Here is a 17236-nt window from a genome sequence, read left to right on the forward strand (position 1 = left end):
ATCCCGGAGTGAGGAACAGAGTAGGGGGATGATCCGACAATTCCTCTGTGAATTGTCGGCCCGTGAGGTGTCCGCCCTGCGATGTGTCCGCCGCGGTCGCTACGAGAACCGCAGGAACCGTGGTGGTACCGCGTCCGCCAGCCACACCCCGTTGGCACTGATCCGGAACACGTGGCCGGCGGCGCGCATCGCCCCGGCGTCGACGGCGAGGACGATCGGCCGCCCCCTGCGGGCTCCCACCCGGGTCGCCGTCTCCCGGTCGGGCGACAGGTGCACGTGGTGGCGGGCCATCGGGCGCAGGCCTTCGGCGCGGATCGAGTCCAGGGCGGCGGCCACGGTGCCGTGGTACAGGTACGCGGGGGGTTCTGCCTCGGGCAGGTCCAGGTCGATCGCGACGGTGTGGCCCTGGCTGGCCCGGATGCGGGTGCCGTCGACGGCGAAGCGCTGCTTGTCGTTGGAGGCGACCACGTGGTCGAGCTCCGCCCGGCTGACGGGGAACCCGTGGGCCGTGGCCGCGTCGAGCAGGTCGTCGATCTCCACCCAGCCCTGCGGATCGAGCGTCAGTCCGATGCGTTCCGGCTGGTGCCGCAGGTGTTTTGAGACGTATTTGGACACCTTCACGGTGCGTCTTTCTTCCATGTCCCCAGCGTGCCGCGTCGGGCGGGGCTCCGGCAGGGATTTTTCGCCGGTGCCGACGGGTGGACCACCTCTACCGCTCTTCCAAGATACGGAATACATTTTCCGCTGGACTGCGGCCCAGAGGGAGAAAACATGACACACCAGGCTTCGCTGCTGCGGCGTGCGGCAGCCGAACTGATCGGCACCGCGGCGCTGCTCATGGTGGTGATCGGGTCGGGGATCCAGGCCGAGGCCCTCAGTCACGACACCGGTGTCGCCCTCGTCGCCAACTCGCTCGTCTCGGCCATCGGGCTCGGGCTGATCATCACGCTCTTCGGGCCGCTGTCCGGTGCCCACCTCAACCCGGTCGTCACGCTCACCGCCTGGTGGGCGCGCCGCTGCGGTCGCGACGGGCTCGACGGCAGGGAAGCCCTGGCCTATGCCGTGGCCCAGATCGCGGGGGCGATCGGTGGGGCCGTCATCGCCGAGGCGATGTTCGGGAGGACCCCGGGAACCCTCGCCACGCAGGTGCGCGACGGCGGCCACCTCCTGGTCGGCGAGGTCGTCGCCACTGCCGGGCTGGTGCTGGTCATCCAGGGGCTCGGCCGGATCGGCCGCGCGAAACTGATCCCGGCCGCGGTGGCCGCGTACATCGGGGCCGCGATCTGGTTCACCTCCTCGGGCTCCTTCGCCAACCCGGCGGGCACCGTCGGGCGGGCCTTCAGCGACTCCTTCACCGGCATCGCCCCGCAGTCGCTCCCGGGTTTCGTGGCGGCCCAGTTGGTCGGCGGCGCCCTCGGGCTCGGCCTCGCGACCCTGCTCTACGGGCGGGAGGGTCGCGCCGGCGTGCAGGAGATCGCACCGGTGAGCATCCAGGCCGGTTCGCAGGGGATCGCACCCGTGGGCGTGCCGGTAGGGCCGCAGGGGGAGGTGCCGGAAGGGGCCCGGGGGAACGCGCGGGAAGGAGCCCGGGACGGGTCGCCCGCCGACGCGGAGGAACCGGTGGCCGATATGCGGCGCACCGGACCCGCGTACGAGACCGTCGTCTGAGGGCCCTTCCCCATTGCCCACAGGAAAAGTGGACTTGTCCACAGGCTTTTGGGCGATTTTGGGGGTCGGTTGTGCCATTCGCCCTGTGGACTACTGATCGAGCATTATCGGCCGCCCCGGCGGGCCAGATCGTTCATCGTCCGGGCCTGGAGCTCGCGCTCCGTCGCCGCCCGGACGAAGTCCGCCACGTGATCGGGGCCCACCAGCTCCTGCACCGCCCGTACGGTGTCCGCGGGCAGGGCGACCGGAGTCGGCCCCGACGCCTGGGCGGTACCGGAGGCGCCGAGGTGCCGTTGCAGGTGCCGGGTGGCGAACATCCGCATCGCCCGGGCGAGTTCGGCGTCCACCGTCTGTTGGGCCAGTGGCCGCAGCCTCCGCACCATCGTCGCCGCCTCGGCCGCGTCGGCGTCCGTGGGCGGCACCTCCCCGAGGTAGCGGGCGAAGACGTGCTCGGTGGTGAACTCCAGGAAGCGCGAGGCGATGTGCTCGACCTGCCCGCGCAGCTCGCGCAGGTGCCCGGTGATGGCCACCAGTGGCACGCCGGCCGCGTACAGCTCGGCCGCCACCGCCAGCTCCTGCGGCGAGGGCACCAGGAACTCGTCCGGGCGGCCCGGCATCCGCTCCAGCACCCCCAGCTCGCAGGCCTCGTCCACCGCCTCGTCGTCGGGCCGGCCCCCGAACCGCTCGTCCAGGTCGGCCCGACTGATCCGGTCCGCCTCCTCATCGGTCCACGGCCCGTGCACCTCGGCGACCAGGCCCAGGACGCCGCCCAGGCCGCGCCCTGCGTCCCAGGCCTCCAACAGCTCCTTGATGGAGGCCAGGGTGTAGCCGCGGTCCAGCAGGTCCGCGATCTGGCGCAGCCGTGCCAGGTGAGTGTCCCGGTACACGTTGGACCGGCCGCGGCGCTCCGGTTTGGGGAGCAGACCGCGGTCCTGGTACGCCCGGATGGTGCGTACCGTCGCGCCGCTGTGGTGGGCCAGATCCTCGATCCGGTACTCGGCCACCGCCTGATCGGACAATCCCGGCTCCCTACGACATGACGGCTCGGCCGACCGCGTCCGCCGCGGTCCGGGCGGCAGGAGGCGCCGCCAGGTACTCGACCGCCGTGCGCAGCGAGACCTCCTGCGAGGGATGGTACGACCGTCGGAAGTAGGGGGACATGGCCGTGCCGGGGCCGGCTCCGCCCGCCCGGTTCACAGCCGGGGTTCCAGCCTCGCGATCCGCCGCAGCGTGCGCGGCGCGAAGCGGGACATCCACAGGGCGCCCTTGGACTCCGGCGTGACAGGCACGACCGCCTGGTTCTTCACCACGGCCAGCACGATCGCGTCGGCGACCTTCTCCGGCGGGAAGTTGCGCAGCCCGTACATCCGCGAGGAGCGTTCCTGGCGGCGCTTCTCCTCGGCCGTGTCCACCCCGGCGAACCGCGAGGTGGCGGCGATGTTGGTGTTCACGATGCCCGGGCAGATCGCGGAGACCCCGATCGACTGCGAGGCCAACTCGGCGCGCAGGCACTCGCTGAGCATCAGGACCGCCGCCTTGGAGGTGCTGTACGCCGGCAGGGTGCGGGAGGGCAGGTACGCCGCGGCGGACGCGGTGTTGACGATGTGACCGCCCTGGCCGCGCTCGGCCATCTGCTTCCCGAAGATCCGGCAGCCGTGGATGACACCCCACAGGTTGACGTCGAGGACCTTCTTCCAGTCCTCGGCCGTGGTCTCCAGGAACGGCCCCGACAGACCGATCCCCGCGTTGTTGACCAGTACGTCCACGATTCCGTACTCGGCGGCGACCTTCACCGCCAGCTTCTCCATCGCCTGTTCGTCACTCACGTCGACGCACTCGCCCCAGGCCTCGGGGGCGCCGACGAGGCGGGCCATCTCGGCGGTGCGCGCCGCGCCCTCGCCGTCGCGGTCCACGGCCACCACCCGGGCCCCGGCCTCGGCGAACGCGAAGGCCGTGGCGCGCCCGATGCCGCTGGCAGCGCCGGTGACGAGCACCAACTGTCCGCCGAACCGGTCCGCGTACCTGCCGGGAGCCTTCTGCTCCGGCGCCCGCGTCGCCGGCTCCTCCCGGGCGGTCACGAACTCCGAGATCCACGCGGCGACCTGGTCGGGCCGGGTTCGCGGTATCCAGTGCTTCGCCGGCAGGGTGCGCCGCAACAGGTCCGGAGCCCACAGCTCCAGGTCGTCGTAGAGCCGCTCGGAGAGGAAGTCGTCCCGGGTCGGCGTGATCAGCTGCACCGGTACGTGCGCGTAGGCGTCGTTCCGGGGCGCGCGCACGCGACCACGGACGTTGTCGCGGTACAGCCAGGCACCGTGGGCGGCGTCCGAGGGCAGGGAGTCCGTCGGGTAGGCCCCGATCGGGAGGTTCTCCGCGCGCTGGAGCAGCTTGGGCCACTGCTTGCCGAGCGGACCGCGCCAGAGGAGTTCCGGCAGGACCGGCGTGTGCAGCATGTAGATGTACCAGGACTTCGAGCCCTGGTGGAGCAGCTGCGCCGCCCGCCGCGGGGTGGGACGCGCGACCCGCTTCTTGATCCAGTGTCCGAGGTGGTCCAGCGAGGGCCCCGACATGGAGGTGAAGGAGGCGATCCGTCCCTCGGTGCGGGCGACCGTGGCGAATTCCCAGCCCTGTACGGAGCCCCAGTCGTGGCCGACCAGGTGCACGGGCCGGTCGGGGCTGACCGCGTCCGCCACGGCCAGGAAGTCATCGGTCAGCTTCTCCAGGGTGAAGCCGCCGCGCAGCGGGACCGGCGCCGTGGAGCGCCCGTGCCCGCGCACGTCGTACAGCACCACGTGGAAGCGGGTCGCGAGGCGCTCGGCCACCTCGGACCAGACCTCCTTGCTGTCCGGGTAGCCGTGGACCAGGACCACCGTCGGCCGGTCCGCGTCACCGAGCTCGACGACGCACAGTTCGATGCCGCCCGTGCTGACCCGGCGTTCCCGCCCGCCCGCCAGTGCCGTACCGCTCATCCCGCTCATCCCGCCTTCTCCTCAGCCCAGCGCCGCACGTGCGGCAGGTCGTCGTCGAGCCAGTACGCGCTCTCCTCGGGGTCCCGGGAGTCGGTGACCACCAGGATCTCCTCGAACTTCGCGCCCGTGCCCCTGAAGCCCAGGTGCGGCTCCACCGCCCACAGGCCGGGCTGCGGCGCGTGGTCGGAGAACCGGTAGGGGCTCCACAGGGGGGACCAACCGTCCCGGTGTCCGTGCAGGACGTCGGAGGCCAGCCCCTTGAGGGACCGGGTGCCGAATCCGAACGCGGTCGGGGACCACCGCCGCTCCTCGACCCGGTCTATTTTGTGCGCGATCACCCCGAAGGGGTAGGCGCGGTGCCGGTTGGCGTACCCCTGCCGCGTCATCAACCGTTCGACGTTCTCGTAGATCTCGCGCAGGGAGCGGCGTTCGCGCACCTGCTCCAGGATCAGGTCGCGGTGCGGGCGCAGGTCGGCCATCAGCCGGTCCTGCACCGGATTGAGGCCGAGGCTCCCGGAGTAGCCGACATCGGCCGCGTAGCCCCGGTGGACCGGCGCCATGTCGAGGATGAACGGCATGCCCGGCTCCAGCCGCCGGTTCGTCGGGAAGAACTGCAGCGGGATCCTGAAGCCCGCGAAGGCGGTGCGGTCCCCGAACCAGGCGAACGGCAGGTGGAACCAGTCCCGTACGCCGCGTTCGCGCAGCCAGTCGCGCTGCATCCGCGCCGCCTCGCGCTCGGTCACGCCCGGCCGCAACTGGGCCGCGACGGTCTCGGCGCACTCATAGGCGAGGCGCTGCACCTCCTGGAAGCCGCGCAGTTCGGCGGAGAGCCGCCCGGCGGGCCGCGCGGTGCGTTGCTTCGTGTCCCCAGCCATACCAGCCGTCCGTCCTCATAGCCGTACGCGCCCGTAACTTGACACTGATGAATGTGACAATGACCGGGGGTCACGTCAAGGGTCGTGCACCGACCTGTGGACAAACTTGTCCGGTTCGCGTCAGCCTCGGGTCAGGGTTCCGGCTTTGTCGTAGTCCTCAAGGCGGATACGGGTTCCCGCTCCAGGTCTGACGATCCGCGCGGACATCGGCACTAACGTCGAAGCCGTGACTGTCATCGCGACCGAAAGCCTGAGCAAGCGGTACCCCCGAGTGACCGCCCTCGACCGGCTCTCCCTGGACATCGGACCCGGCGTGACCGGGCTCGTGGGCGCCAACGGAGCCGGCAAGTCCACGCTGATCAAGATCCTGCTCGGACTGTCCCCCGCCACCGAGGGCCGTGCCGCCGTACTCGGGCTCGACGTCGCCACGCATGGCAGCGCCATCCGTGAGCGCGTCGGCTACATGCCCGAACACGACTGCCTGCCACCCGACGTCTCGGCGACCGAGTTCGTCGTCCACATGGCCCGCATGTCCGGGCTCCCGCCGACCGCGGCACGCGAGCGGACGGCCGACACCCTGCGCCACGTCGGGCTCTACGAGGAGCGCTACCGCCCCATCGGCGGCTACTCCACCGGCATGAAGCAGCGCGTCAAGCTGGCTCAGGCGCTCGTCCACGATCCGCAACTGGTGCTCCTCGACGAGCCGACCAACGGCCTCGACCCGGTGGGCCGGGACGAGATGCTCGGCCTGATCCGACGCATCCACACCGACTTCGGCATCTCGGTGCTGGTCACCTCCCACCTCCTCGGAGAACTGGAGCGGACCTGCGACCACGTGGTGGTCGTCGACGGCGGCAAGCTGCTGCGCTCCAGCTCCACCAGCGACTTCACGCAGACCACCACGACCCTCGCGGTCGAGGTCACCGACTCCGACGAGCACCCGGACGGCACCGCCGCCCTGCGCAAGGCACTCGTGGCGGCGGGCATCACCCTGCACGAGGGCGAGGAGCAGGGCCTGCCCGGCGCCGGCCACATCCTCCTGGTGGAGGCGACGGGCGAGGAGACGTACGACATGGTCCGCGACACCGTCGCCGACCTCGGCATCGGCCTGGTCCGCATGGAGCAGCGCCGCCACCACATCGCGGAGGTCTTCCGCGACAGTGACCGGCTGGCCCGGGAACAGGCCCGGCCGCCCGTCGAGCAGGGTTCGCTCTCCGCCCAGCCGCCCGCCCAGAACTTCGTCCAGCAGAAGGGAGCCGGTTCCGATGGCGCCTGACACCTCGACCCAGATCCACAACATCGGCTACCGGTCCTACGACGGCCCCAGGCTCGGCCGCGCCTACGCCCGCAAGTCGCTCTTCTCGCAGTCCCTGCGGGGCGCGTACGGCCTCGGGCGTTCCGCCAAGTCCAAGGTGCTGCCGATGATCCTCTTCGCGGTGATGTGCGTCCCCGCGCTGATCATCGTCGCGGTGGCCATCGCCGTCCCCGGCTCCACCGACCTACCGATCAAGTACACGACGTACGCCCTGACCACCCAGGTGGTCATCGGGCTCTACCTCGCGTCGCAGGCACCCCAATCGGTATCCCGGGACCTGCGCTTCAAGACCGTGCCGCTGTACTTCTCGCGGCCCATCGAGCGCGTCGACTACGTCGTGGCCAAGTACGCCGCCATGGCATCGGCCCTCTTCATCCTCACCGCCACCCCGCTGCTGATCATGTGGATCGGCTCGCTGCTGGCGAAGTTCGACTTCGGTGACCAGACCAAGGGATTCGGGCAGGGACTCGTGTCGGTGCTGCTGCTGTCGCTGCTCTTCGCGGGCCTCGGCCTGGTCATGGCCGCGCTCACCCCGCGCCGCGGGTTCGGCGTCGCCGCCGTGATCGGCCTGCTGCTCATCCCCTACGGCGCCGTCTCCACCATCCAGGCCGTGGCCTACTCGACGGGGAACACCGGCGCCATCGAGTGGATGGGCCTGTTCTCCCCGATCACCCTGATCGACGGCGTGCAGACCGCGTTCCTCGGCGCCACTTCAGCCTTCCCCGGCGGTGACGGCCCCTCGGCCGCCGTCGGCGTCGTCTACCTGCTCGTCGTCCTCGGCCTCATCGCCGGCTCCTACGCCGCCCTGATGGCCCGCTACCGGAAGGCCGGGCTGTGACCGTCATCGACATCGACCACACCTCACGCTGGTTCGGCAACGTCGTCGCCGTCAACGACGTCACCATGCGCATCGGCCCCGGTGTGACCGGCCTGCTGGGCCCCAACGGCGCCGGCAAGTCCACCCTCATCAACATGATGGGCGGCTTCCTGGCCCCCTCCACGGGCACCGTCACCCTCGACGGCGCGCCGATCTGGCGCAACGAGCAGGTCTACACGCAGATCGGCGTCGTGCCAGAGCGCGAGGCCATGTACGACTTCCTCACCGGCCGCGAGTTCGTGGTGGCCAACGCCGAACTGCACGGGCTCGACGACGCGGCCGCCCAGCGCGCGCTCGCCACCGTCGAGATGGAGTACGCGCAGGACCGCAAGATCGCCACGTACTCCAAGGGCATGCGCCAGCGCGTGAAGATGGCCTCGGCCCTCGTCCACGACCCGTCGGTGCTGCTCCTCGACGAGCCGTTCAACGGTATGGACCCGCGACAGCGCATGCAGCTCATGGACCTGCTGCGACGCATGGGCGACGAGGGCCGCACCGTCCTGTTCTCCTCCCACATCCTGGAGGAGGTCGAGCAGCTCGCCTCGCACATCGAGGTGGTCGTCGCCGGCCGGCACGCAGCCTCGGGCGACTTCCGTCGGATCCGCCGCCTGATGACGGACCGACCGCACCGCTACCTGGTCCGTTCCTCCGACGACCGGGCCCTCGCCGCGGCCCTGATCGCCGACCCCTCCACGGCCGGCATCGAGGTCGACCTCAAGGAGGGCGCCCTGCGCATCCAGGCCGTCGACTTCGGGCGCTTCACCGAGCTGCTGCCGCAGGTGGCCAGGGCGCACGGCATCCGGCTGCTCACGGTCTCGCCCTCCGACGAGTCCCTTGAGTCGGTCTTCTCCTACCTCGTCACGGCCTGAAGGAGCTGGCATGTACAACCCCACCGTTGCCCGGCTCACCTACCGGGCCCTGCTCGGCCGCCGCCGCGCGCTGATCCTCTTCGCGCTGCCCGCCCTGCTGATCGTCATCTCCATCGCCGTCCGTGCCTTCACCGGGGTGGACGACAAGGTCGCCGCTGATCTCCTCGGCGGCTTCGCCCTGGCGACGATGGTCCCGCTGATCGGCGTCATCGCCGGCACCGGAGCCATCGGTCCCGAGATCGACGACGGCTCGATCGTCTACCTGCTCTCCAAGCCGGTGAAGCGGCCCACGATCATCCTGACCAAGCTGATCGTCGCGATCGCCGTCACCATGGCCTTCTCCGCGATCCCCACTCTGATCGCCGGCTTCATCCTCAACGGCAACGGCCAGCAGATCGCCGTCGCCTACACGGTCGCCTCCCTCGTCGCCTCGATCGCCTACAGCGCGTTGTTCCTGCTCCTCGGCACCGTCAGTCGGCACGCGGTCGTCTTCGGCCTCGTCTACGCCCTGATCTGGGAGTCCCTCTTCGGCAGCCTCGTCTCCGGGGCGAAGACCCTCAGCGTCCAGCAGTGGTCGCTGTCCCTGGCCGAGAAGGTCGCCGGACCGGGGTACGTCGACGCCAGTGTGGGCCTGCCCACCGCTGTGATCCTGCTCGTGGTGGTCACCGTCGGCGCCACCGCCTACGCGGGCCAGAAGCTGCGCCGTCTCACCCTGGCCGGCGAGGAGTAGGCCCACCTCGACAGGCCGATCGCCCGTGCCCCGCCCGGCCCACCGGCCAGGCGGGGCACAGCTTCGCGCGGGATCATCGGGGCATGATCGAGCACACCGAGCCGGAGCCGTCCAGACCCTTGCGGTCCTGGATACGTTCCTCGCCCGGGACGCACATCTGGCTGCTGATCATCGCCATCACCAGCGTCATCGTCGTGATCGCCCCGGACCGGGTCGAGCACGTGCTGCTCCACCGCAACAGCAGCAACATCCACGAACTCGTCCAGCACCCCATCCGCGCGTTGCTCAGCAGCGCCTTCTGGATCGAGAACCCGGCTTCGCTCGCCCTCTACGCCCTGCTCTTCGAGTGCTTCCACGCCCCCGTCGAGCGGTGGCTCGGCACCCTGCGCTGGCTCCTGATCGTCGCGACCGCCCACATCACGGCGACCCTGGCCAGTCAGAAGGTCCTCCTGATGGCCATTCAGGATCACCGCGCGCCGCACAGCATGACCCATGTCGTCGACATCGGCGTCAGCTACGGCCTGGCGGCGTCCGTGGGCGTGCTCACCTACCGGCTGCCCCACCCCTGGAGATGGTTCTACCTGGCCGGTGCGGTCGCCTTCTTCGGCATCCCGCTCCTCAGCGACCGCAGTTTCACGGACCTCGGCCACGCCATCTCGCTCGCCGTCGGCCTGCTCGCCTGGCCTCTCACCCGACACCCCGTTTCACGTGAAACATGAACCGCGTTCCGGTGGGAAGCAGCCCCTGTTTCACGTGAAACACATCGAGGGCCGGTCCCCCTCCCCCGGGTGCGCGCCGCCACCGTGGTCATGACGGATGCGGGGAAAATCGCTGGTACGCGCCTTCTCCCCGGGGCAGAGTGAGTGGTGCGGGGAGCAACAAAAGGTCCGGGGCAGCCGCTTCGAGCGCGCCTTCAGGCGCGGGCTGCTCCGGACCTCTCGTACGTTCTGCGCGTTACGCGGCGCCCAGCAGGCGTTCCAGGACCACCGCGATGCCGTCCTCCTGGTTGGAGGTCGTCACCTCGTCGGCCACGGCCTTGAGTTCCGGGTGGGCGTTGGCCATGGCCACGCCGTGAGCGGACCATCCGAACATCGGGATGTCGTTGGGCATGTCACCGAAGGCGATCGTCTCCGCGGCCTTCACGCCCAGCCGCCGGGCGGCCAGTGACAGGCCGGTGGCCTTGCTCAGACCGAGCGGCAGGATCTCCACGATGCCGGGGCCCGCCATCACGATGTCGACGAGACTGCCGACCGTCTCCCTGGCCACGCTGACGAGTTCGTCCTCGCCCATTCCCGGGTGCTGGATGTACAGCTTGTTCAACGGGGCGGTCCAGACCGCCGCTGTGTCCTCCAGGTAGAGCGCCGGCAGGCCCTCCTGCACCTGGTACCCGGGACCGAACAGCACCTCGCCGTCCACCCCGTCCCGACTGGCCGCCAGGGCCAGCGGCCCCACCTCCGCCTCTATCTTCGACAGCGCCAGGCCGGCCAGCTGCCGGTCGAGCGTCACCGAGGTCAACAGCCGGTGCGCGCCCGCGTCGTAGACCTGTGCGCCCTGCCCGCACACGGCGATCCCCTTGTAACCGAGGTCGTCGAGCACGTGCCGGGTCCAGGGCACGGCCCGGCCGGTGACGATGATGTGAGCCGCGCCCGCCGCGGTGGCCGCGGCGAGCGCCTCACGGGTGCGCTCCGAGACGGTGTCGTCGTCACGCAGGAGCGTGCCGTCGAGGTCCGTCGCGACGAGCTTGTACGGGAACGGGGCCGGGCTCACTTGGCGATCGGCTCCAGGAACTCGCGGCCGCCGAGGTAGGGACGGAGCACCGGGGGCACCCGTACCGAACCGTCGGCCTGCTGGTGGTTCTCCAGGATCGCGACGATCGTGCGCGGTACGGCGCACAACGTGCCGTTGAGCGTCGACAGCGGAGCCGTCTTCTTGCCCTCGCGGTAGCGGATCGACAGGCGGCGGGCCTGGAAGCCGTCGCAGTTCGACGCCGAGGTCAGCTCGCGGTACTTGCCCTGGGTGGGGATCCAGGCCTCGCAGTCGAACTTGCGGGAGGCGGACGAGCCGAGGTCGCCGGTGGCGACGTCGATGACCTGGAACGGCAGTTCCAGGCTGGTCAGCCACTGCTTCTCCCAGTCGAGGAGCCGCTTGTGCTCCGCCTCGGCCTCCTCCGGCGCGACGTACGAGAACATCTCGACCTTGTCGAACTGGTGGACGCGGAAGATGCCCCGGGTGTCCTTGCCGTACGTACCGGCCTCGCGGCGGAAGCAGGGCGAGAAACCGGCGTATCGCAGCGGCAGCTTGTCCGCTTCGATGATCTCGTCCATGTGATAGGCGGCGAGCGGCACCTCGGAGGTGCCGACCAGGTAGTAGTCGTCCTTCTCCAGGTGGTACACGTTCTCCGCGGCCTGGCCGAGGAAGCCGGTGCCCTCCATGGCGCGCGGGCGGACCAGCGCCGGCGTCAGCATCGGGATGAAGCCGGCCTCGGTGGCCTGCGCGATGGCGGCGTTCACCAGGGCGAGTTCGAGCAGTGCTCCGACGCCGGTCAGGTAGTAGAAGCGCGAACCCGACACCTTGGCGCCGCGCTCGACGTCGATGGCGCCGAGCGATTCGCCGAGTTCGAGGTGGTCCTTGGGCTCGAAGCCCTCGGCACCGAAGTCGCGGATCGTGCCGTGCGTCTCCAGGACGGTGAAGTCCTCCTCGCCGCCGACCGGGACGTCACCGTGGACGATGTTTCCCAGCTTGAGCAGGAGCTGCTTGGCCGCTTCGTCGGCCTCGTTCTGCTCGGCCTCGGCGGCCTTGACGTCCTGCTTGAGCTGGTCCGCCTTGGTCAGCAGCTCGGCCCGCTCCTCCGGGGAGGCCTTGGGGATGAGCTTGCCGAGCGACTTCTGCTCATTGCGCAGTTCGTCGAAGCGCATGCCGGAGGACCTGCGGCGCTCGTCGGCGGAGAGCAGTGCGTCGACGAGGCCGACGTCCTCTCCACGGGCGCGCTGCGAGGCGCGGACACGGTCAGGGTCATCACGGAGCAGCCGAAGGTCAATCACCCCTCCAGGCTACCGGGCTGGGCTTCCTGGGATCACACCGATATCACGCTGCGTGTCACTATGTCCCAATTGGTACGAATGGAAATCTCTTGTCCGGAGGCCCGAAGTCGACCCGGGTCGGTGGTGGATAAAACTGCCCCCATTCGCCGAAATGGGGCAGGGTGCCGGTCGTGGGGCGGGTCCTGAGCAGTGTCGGAGAGGGTTCCTTGTCCACAGGAATTCTCCTCGGGGGCGTCTTATCCACAGGCTGTGTGCCGCATCTGTGGACACGGAATTAGATCAATAGGGATCGGCGCCGTGCCTGCGTCCATCAGGGTTCAAACCGCCCTCACACACTCATTCGGGTGGGAATGGCTCGCTCCAAAGAGTTGATCGCCGATACGGGGGTGACAGCGTTCACCTGTCGCTCCCCAGCGCGAAACCTGAGGCGTCGGGCGATTTGTCGACCTTGTCGCGCCACCGTGTCGACTTGTCCCCAGGTCCCCACACCCGCCTGTGGATAACTCTGTGGATAGTGGACGGTGTCCTACGCGCGACCGTCGAGGCAGCGCGCCAGCCAGTCCGACGCCGCGGTGAAGTCACCGTCGGAGGTTCCCGGTCGTGCCGCGCGCACCTCACTGAGAGCGACACCGGCCCGAGGGTAGGAACCGAGGAAGCGGACCTGGGGGCAGGTCCGCTTCAGACCCATCAGGGCCTCGCTCACCCGGCGGTCGGAGATGTGTCCCTCGGCGTCGACCGCGAAGCAGTAGTTGCCGATTCCCTGGCCGGTCGGCCGGGACTGGATCAGCATCAGGTTCACACCCCGAACCGCGAACTCCTGGAGGAGCTCCAGCAGCGCACCAGGGTGGTCATCGCCGAGCCACAACACCACGGAGGTCTTGTCCGCGCCGGTCGGCGCGGCCGGCCGGGCCGGACGTCCGACGAGCACGAACCGGGTCTCGGCGTTCTCCGCGTCGTGGATCTCCTTGACCAGCGCCTCCAGCCCGTACGTGACGGCGGCGAACTCACCCGCGAAGGCCGCGTCGAAGCGGCCCTCCTGCACCAGGCGGGCGCCGTCGGCGTTGGACGCGGCCGACTCCCACACCGCGTCGGGCAGGTGGGTCCGCAGCCAGTTCCGCACCTGCGGCTGCGCGACGGGGTGCCCGGTGACGGTCTTGACGTCCGACAGCTTGGTCCCGGGCCGCACGAGCAGCGCGAACGCGATCGGCAGCAGCACCTCGCGGTAGATCATCAGCGGCTCACCCGAGGCCAGCTCGTCGAGGGTCGCCGTGACCCCGCCCTCCACCGAGTTCTCGATCGGCACCAGGGCGGCCGCCGCCTCGCCGTTCCGCACGGCATCGAGGGCCGCGGGGACCGACACCATCGGGACGAGCTCCCGGGTGGCGGCTTCCGGCAGCGTACGAAGGGCGGCTTCGGTGAACGTGCCCTCGGGACCGAGATAGGTGAAGCGGGTGGCCGACATGCTGTCAGCCTAATGCCGGGAAGGCCGCCGCCGCCGGGCCGTTCACCCTTCGAGCAGGCGCTGCCCGACGTACTCCCCGGCACGCGGGCCCGGCGGGACGGCGTACAGCCCGCTGGACTCGTGCCGGATGAACTCGGACAGGGCGTCCCCCCGGTCGAGCTTGCGCTGCACGGGGACGAAGCCGCGCAGCGGATCGGCCTGCCAACAGATGAACAGCAGCCCGGCGTCCGGAGTGCCGTCAGGGGCGATGCCGTCGTGGAAGGAGAACGGGCGCCGCAGCATGGCGGCCCCGCCGTTCTGCTCGGGCGCCGAGATCCGGGCGTGGGCATTGGAGGCGATGACGGGCTTGCCGTCGTCTCCCAGCTTGTCCAGGGCCATCTCCGTGGCCTCGGTGCCACCGGTCAACGGCGCGCCGTCGGCCTTCCTCCTGCCGATGACCCGCTCCTGGTCGCTCAACGACTGCTTCTCCCAGTCGTCGAGCAGCATTCGGATCCGACGCACGACGGCGTACGACCCCCCGGCCATCCAGGCGTGTTCGGCGGGTCCCGGCCCGGTGCCGGGGACGAAGATCCGCTTGTCGAAATCGGGTTCCGCGGGCTTCGGGTTCCCGGTGCCGTCGACCTGGCCCATCAGGTTGCGTGCGGTCATCGGCTTCGCCGTGGCCCCCGGGGACCGGTTGAAGCCGTTCATCTGCCAGCGCACGCGCGCCGCGTCCCCGGCGTCCTTCTGCACGGCCCGCAGGGCGTGGAAGGCGACGAGTCCGTCGTCCGCGCCGATCTGGACCCACAGGTCGCCGTTGCTGCGTTGGGCGTCCAGTCGGTCCGAGGAGAAGTTCGGCAGCGGATCGAGCGCCACGGGGCGGCGTGCGGTCAGGCCGGTGCGCTCGAAGAAGGAGTGCCCGAACCCGAAGGTGACGGTGAGGGACGACGGGCCCGCGTCGAGTGCGATACCGGTATCGGCGGTCGGCGCGGCCGCGCCCGCCATCAATCGCCGCGCCGTGTCCGACCACCGGCGCAGCAGCGCGGCGGCCTCGGTACGGCCTGCGCCGGGCGCCAGGTCGAAGGCGAGGACGTGGCCCTTGGCCTGGAGCGGGGTGGTGATCCCGGCTTGGTGGTCCCCGTCGAACGCCACCTCGGTGGCGCCCAGGGAGCCGAGCGTCCCGGCCGCGCCGGGGGCACCGGTCGGGGAGTCGACGACGGCGGCGTGGGCGAGGGCCCCGCCCGTGGCACCGAGGGCGACTCCGACGGCGCCGGCGGCGCCCATGGTGCCCAGCAGCCTGCGCCGGGAGATCTCGATGTCCGGGTTGCTCCGGATGCTGTCGGTCACGCTGCTCAGCCGATCTTCACGTTCTTCTGGACGGTCGTCTGGTCGATGTCGGAGGTGCGGACGGTCACGTCGATGCGCCATTCACCCGTCAGCGGTAGCTGCACCCCGGACGCGGTCCAGTGCCCGGGACCGGAACGGTCCGGGGCGAGCGGCAGCGGGCCGATCTCCTTGGCCGGGAGGGTGAAGGAGACCTTGATCTCGGGCAGGTCGAGGGGCTTGCCGTCCGGATCCTCCGCCCACAGGTGGAGGGTGTTGGCGCCGACCCGACCCGGGTCGAGCTCCAGCCGTACGGTGCCCTTGCCGTCCCGGCCGCCGGTCTCGAAGGGCAGGGTGATCTTGATGGGTCGGTTGGGCACGGCGGTGGAGGCCGAGCCCCGGCCGGCCTCCTGCTCCACGGCGCGCCCCGGCTCCGTGCTGGTCAGGACGGTGGTGACGGCAAGCAGCGCCACGGCCACCGCCGCCTCGGCGAGAACGGACCGGCGCAGGCCGCCCCGCACGGGGTCGGCGTCGCGCACCTGGTGCTCGCGGGCCTTCTCGCGGGCGGCGTGCTGACGGGCGAGCTGGGCGGCACGCCGCGGGTCGACGGCGTCGGGAGCGGCCGGTGTTTCACGTGAAACACCGCTGCTCGTTTCCCGCGCACCGTCATCGGCCGCCTCGGGCGGGGTGGACCGGTCCGTTTCACGTGAAACACCGGCCGCCGTTCCACGTGAAACGTCCTTCCCGGCGAGCACACCGGCCGGCTCGTCGGCCGTTGCCGCGATCTGCCCGTCCGCCAGTCGGGCGGTCCACTTCCGTGAGAAGTAGGCGGTGCCGAGGAGCACGGCGACCAGCCCCACCTTGATGATCAGGAGGCGCCCGTAGCTGGTGCCGGTGAGGGCCGACCAACTGCCGAGCTGGCGCCAGGACTGGTAGACGCCGGTGACGACGAGGACCACGACACTGATGAAGGCGACCTTCGAGAAGCGTCGGACGGCATCCCGCTCGATGTCCGGCACCTTGTGGAGGGCGACCAGCAGCGCGGTGAGACCGCCGAGCCAGGCGGCGACGGCCAGCAGGTGGAGGATGTCGGCCGGCATCGCGATGCCGGGCTGGATGCCGGTGGAGGCGTGCTCGGACAGGGCCCAGGTCGCGGCGATGCCGGCTGCCACCACGGCTCCGCCGATACCGAGCCCGAACGCCAGGTCGCTCGTCTGCTTGGTGTCGTCCCCCACCTGATCGTCGTCCCGTACCTGATCGTCGGTCCCGACCCGATCGTCGGTCCCGACCCCCGACGCCTGCTGATGGCGCGCGTAGGCCCCGAACAGCACGGCGACGAACAGTGCGGCGGCCCCGAGGAGCAGCAGCCGGGAGACGAACGCGGCGCCGGTCTTGGTCTCCAGGACGGCTTGCAGCCCGTCGAGGTCGAAGACGTCGGCGAACGTGCCCGAGCTCGTGTACGGGTTGCGGAGCGCCAGCATCGCAAGGGTCGCCGCGGTGAGGGTGACCCAGCCGCGCAGGACGAGCTTCTGCAGCGACCGTTCCGCCGACCCGCGGCGCCAGCACAGCAGGATGAAGGCCGCGCCGCCGACGAGGACGGTGAACCCGGCGTAGGCGGCGTACCGGGCGATCCCGTAGGCGATGCCGACCGGTCCGCCACCCGCCTGCTGGGTGGGCAGGGAGACGTTGGTGGCCGAGGGGGCGCCGATGGAGAAGGTGAAGGCGCCGGAGATCGGATGGCTGTCGGCGGAGACGGCCTGCCAGGCGACGGTGTAGGTGCCGTTGGGCAGGCCTGCGTGCAGGGCGGTGCCGTACCGGATGATCGAGCCGCTGCACATGTCACGGAGCTCGCCGGTGTCCACGCGCCTGCCCTGGGGGTCCATGACGCGGATGGAGTCGTCGCCCATGGCGACCTGCTCCGAGAAGGAGAGGGTGACCTGGGCGGGTGCCGTGGCGACCACCGCCCCGTCCTGCGGGTCGCTCGCGGTGAGTGCGGCGTGTGCCGTGGCCGGTGCGGCCGCGGTGAACAGGGTTGCCAGCAGGGCTGCGAGGACCAGCGCGAGCCGCGGCAGGAGTGCCGTGATGCGGACCCGGGCTGGGGAAGGGGCGGGGGCGGTGGCCGTCATGGCGT

General features: G+C 70.5%; 15 protein-coding genes and 1 pseudogene. 6 read left to right on the forward strand and 10 right to left on the reverse strand.

All coding sequences use genetic code 11. The annotated features are described in order from the left end of the window. Nucleotides 1–99: 99 nt before the first annotated feature. Nucleotides 100–639 (reverse strand): RNA 2'-phosphotransferase, encoded by a 540-nt coding sequence (locus tag ACZ58N_RS22735; protein ID WP_471162774.1) that lies wholly within the window; start codon nucleotides 637–639, stop codon nucleotides 100–102. A 132-nt stretch (nucleotides 640–771) separates the two neighbouring features. Here ACZ58N_RS22735 and ACZ58N_RS22740 point away from each other — a divergent pair, with 132 nt between their 5' ends. Then, entirely contained in the window at nucleotides 772–1668 is an 897-nt protein-coding gene (locus tag ACZ58N_RS22740) for an aquaporin (protein WP_471162777.1), read from the forward strand. A 104-nt stretch (nucleotides 1669–1772) separates the two neighbouring features. Here ACZ58N_RS22740 and ACZ58N_RS22745 read toward each other — a convergent pair whose 3' ends face one another. The 4 genes and pseudogenes from ACZ58N_RS22745 to ACZ58N_RS22760 form a co-directional block, all read right to left on the reverse strand. After that, a complete protein-coding gene (locus ACZ58N_RS22745; RefSeq protein ID WP_471162779.1) occupies nucleotides 1773–2687 on the reverse strand; it encodes a MerR family transcriptional regulator in 915 nt (304 codons plus the stop codon). Nucleotides 2688–2697: 10 nt separating this feature from the next. Continuing rightward, a pseudogene (locus ACZ58N_RS22750) lies at nucleotides 2698–2823 on the reverse strand (metal-dependent hydrolase); the annotation flags it as partial. A 38-nt stretch (nucleotides 2824–2861) separates the two neighbouring features. Further along, on the reverse strand, nucleotides 2862–4634 hold the full coding sequence (locus ACZ58N_RS22755; protein WP_471163099.1) for an SDR family oxidoreductase: 1773 nt from the start codon (nucleotides 4632–4634) through the stop codon (nucleotides 2862–2864). A gap of 5 nt (nucleotides 4635–4639) precedes the next feature. Continuing rightward, nucleotides 4640–5509 (reverse strand): M24 family metallopeptidase, encoded by an 870-nt coding sequence (locus tag ACZ58N_RS22760; protein ID WP_471162782.1) that lies wholly within the window; start codon nucleotides 5507–5509, stop codon nucleotides 4640–4642. Nucleotides 5510–5735: 226 nt separating this feature from the next. Here ACZ58N_RS22760 and ACZ58N_RS22765 point away from each other — a divergent pair, with 226 nt between their 5' ends. The 5 genes from ACZ58N_RS22765 to ACZ58N_RS22785 all read left to right on the forward strand — a co-directional run bounded on the left by ACZ58N_RS22765 (nucleotide 5736) and on the right by ACZ58N_RS22785 (nucleotide 10019). Next, complete coding sequence (locus ACZ58N_RS22765) at nucleotides 5736–6785, forward strand: ABC transporter ATP-binding protein (protein WP_471162785.1); 1050 nt, start codon at nucleotides 5736–5738, stop codon at nucleotides 6783–6785. Then, entirely contained in the window at nucleotides 6775–7662 is an 888-nt protein-coding gene (locus ACZ58N_RS22770) for an ABC transporter permease subunit (RefSeq protein WP_471162788.1), read from the forward strand. The genes ACZ58N_RS22765 and ACZ58N_RS22770 overlap by 11 nt, the downstream gene beginning before the upstream one ends. Next, nucleotides 7659–8570: an ABC transporter ATP-binding protein gene (locus ACZ58N_RS22775; RefSeq protein WP_471162791.1), complete on the forward strand. Its 912-nt coding sequence runs from the start codon at nucleotides 7659–7661 to the stop codon at nucleotides 8568–8570. The genes ACZ58N_RS22770 and ACZ58N_RS22775 overlap by 4 nt, the downstream gene beginning before the upstream one ends. A gap of 10 nt (nucleotides 8571–8580) precedes the next feature. Next, a complete protein-coding gene (locus ACZ58N_RS22780) occupies nucleotides 8581–9300 on the forward strand; it encodes an ABC transporter permease (RefSeq protein WP_471162794.1) in 720 nt (239 codons plus the stop codon). 83 nt (nucleotides 9301–9383) lie between these two features. Beyond that, nucleotides 9384–10019, forward strand: a complete 636-nt coding sequence (locus ACZ58N_RS22785) for a rhomboid-like protein (RefSeq protein ID WP_471162797.1) — start codon at nucleotides 9384–9386, stop codon at nucleotides 10017–10019. 235 nt (nucleotides 10020–10254) lie between these two features. Here the strand turns inward: ACZ58N_RS22785 and ACZ58N_RS22790 are convergent, their stop codons facing one another. From ACZ58N_RS22790 to ACZ58N_RS22810, 5 genes are all read right to left on the reverse strand, one after another. After that, nucleotides 10255–11067, reverse strand: coding sequence for an HAD family hydrolase (locus tag ACZ58N_RS22790; protein WP_471162799.1), 813 nt, complete (start codon nucleotides 11065–11067; stop codon nucleotides 10255–10257). After that, nucleotides 11064–12341 carry a serine--tRNA ligase gene (serS, locus tag ACZ58N_RS22795; protein ID WP_471162802.1) on the reverse strand — a complete coding sequence of 426 codons (1278 nt, stop codon included), beginning with the start codon at nucleotides 12339–12341 and terminating at the stop codon, nucleotides 11064–11066. The genes ACZ58N_RS22790 and serS overlap by 4 nt, the downstream gene beginning before the upstream one ends. Before the next feature lie 526 nt (nucleotides 12342–12867). Then, complete coding sequence (gene pheA, locus ACZ58N_RS22800; RefSeq protein WP_281204904.1) at nucleotides 12868–13803, reverse strand: prephenate dehydratase; 936 nt, start codon at nucleotides 13801–13803, stop codon at nucleotides 12868–12870. Nucleotides 13804–13845: 42 nt separating this feature from the next. Next, nucleotides 13846–15066, reverse strand: coding sequence for an iron uptake transporter deferrochelatase/peroxidase subunit (gene efeB / locus ACZ58N_RS22805; protein ID WP_471163102.1), 1221 nt, complete (start codon nucleotides 15064–15066; stop codon nucleotides 13846–13848). Nucleotides 15067–15134: 68 nt separating this feature from the next. Further along, on the reverse strand, nucleotides 15135–17231 hold the full coding sequence (locus ACZ58N_RS22810) for a copper resistance CopC/CopD family protein (protein ID WP_471162806.1): 2097 nt from the start codon (nucleotides 17229–17231) through the stop codon (nucleotides 15135–15137). Between the last annotated feature and the right edge of the window lie 5 nt (nucleotides 17232–17236).

The organism is Streptomyces sp. NPDC040432, from assembly GCF_055595445.1.

Bases quoted from the DNA above. Each gene is read 5' to 3' on its own strand.
- ACZ58N_RS22735 (WP_471162774.1), bottom strand. From the start codon at position 639: ATGGAAGAAAGACGCACCGTGAAGGTGTCCAAATACGTCTCAAAACAC.
- ACZ58N_RS22740 (WP_471162777.1), top strand. From the start codon at position 772: ATGACACACCAGGCTTCGCTGCTGCGGCGTGCGGCAGCCGAACTGATC.
- ACZ58N_RS22755 (WP_471163099.1), bottom strand. From the start codon at position 4,634: ATGAGCGGTACGGCACTGGCGGGCGGGCGGGAACGCCGGGTCAGCACG.
- ACZ58N_RS22760 (WP_471162782.1), bottom strand. From the start codon at position 5,509: ATGGCTGGGGACACGAAGCAACGCACCGCGCGGCCCGCCGGGCGGCTC.
- ACZ58N_RS22770 (WP_471162788.1), top strand. From the start codon at position 6,775: ATGGCGCCTGACACCTCGACCCAGATCCACAACATCGGCTACCGGTCC.
- ACZ58N_RS22780 (WP_471162794.1), top strand. From the start codon at position 8,581: ATGTACAACCCCACCGTTGCCCGGCTCACCTACCGGGCCCTGCTCGGC.
- ACZ58N_RS22785 (WP_471162797.1), top strand. From the start codon at position 9,384: ATGATCGAGCACACCGAGCCGGAGCCGTCCAGACCCTTGCGGTCCTGG.
- pheA (WP_281204904.1), bottom strand. From the start codon at position 13,803: ATGTCGGCCACCCGCTTCACCTATCTCGGTCCCGAGGGCACGTTCACC.
- efeB (WP_471163102.1), bottom strand. From the start codon at position 15,066: ATGGGCGCCGCCGGCGCCGTCGGAGTCGCCCTCGGTGCCACGGGCGGG.
- ACZ58N_RS22810 (WP_471162806.1), bottom strand. From the start codon at position 17,231: ATGACGGCCACCGCCCCCGCCCCTTCCCCAGCCCGGGTCCGCATCACG.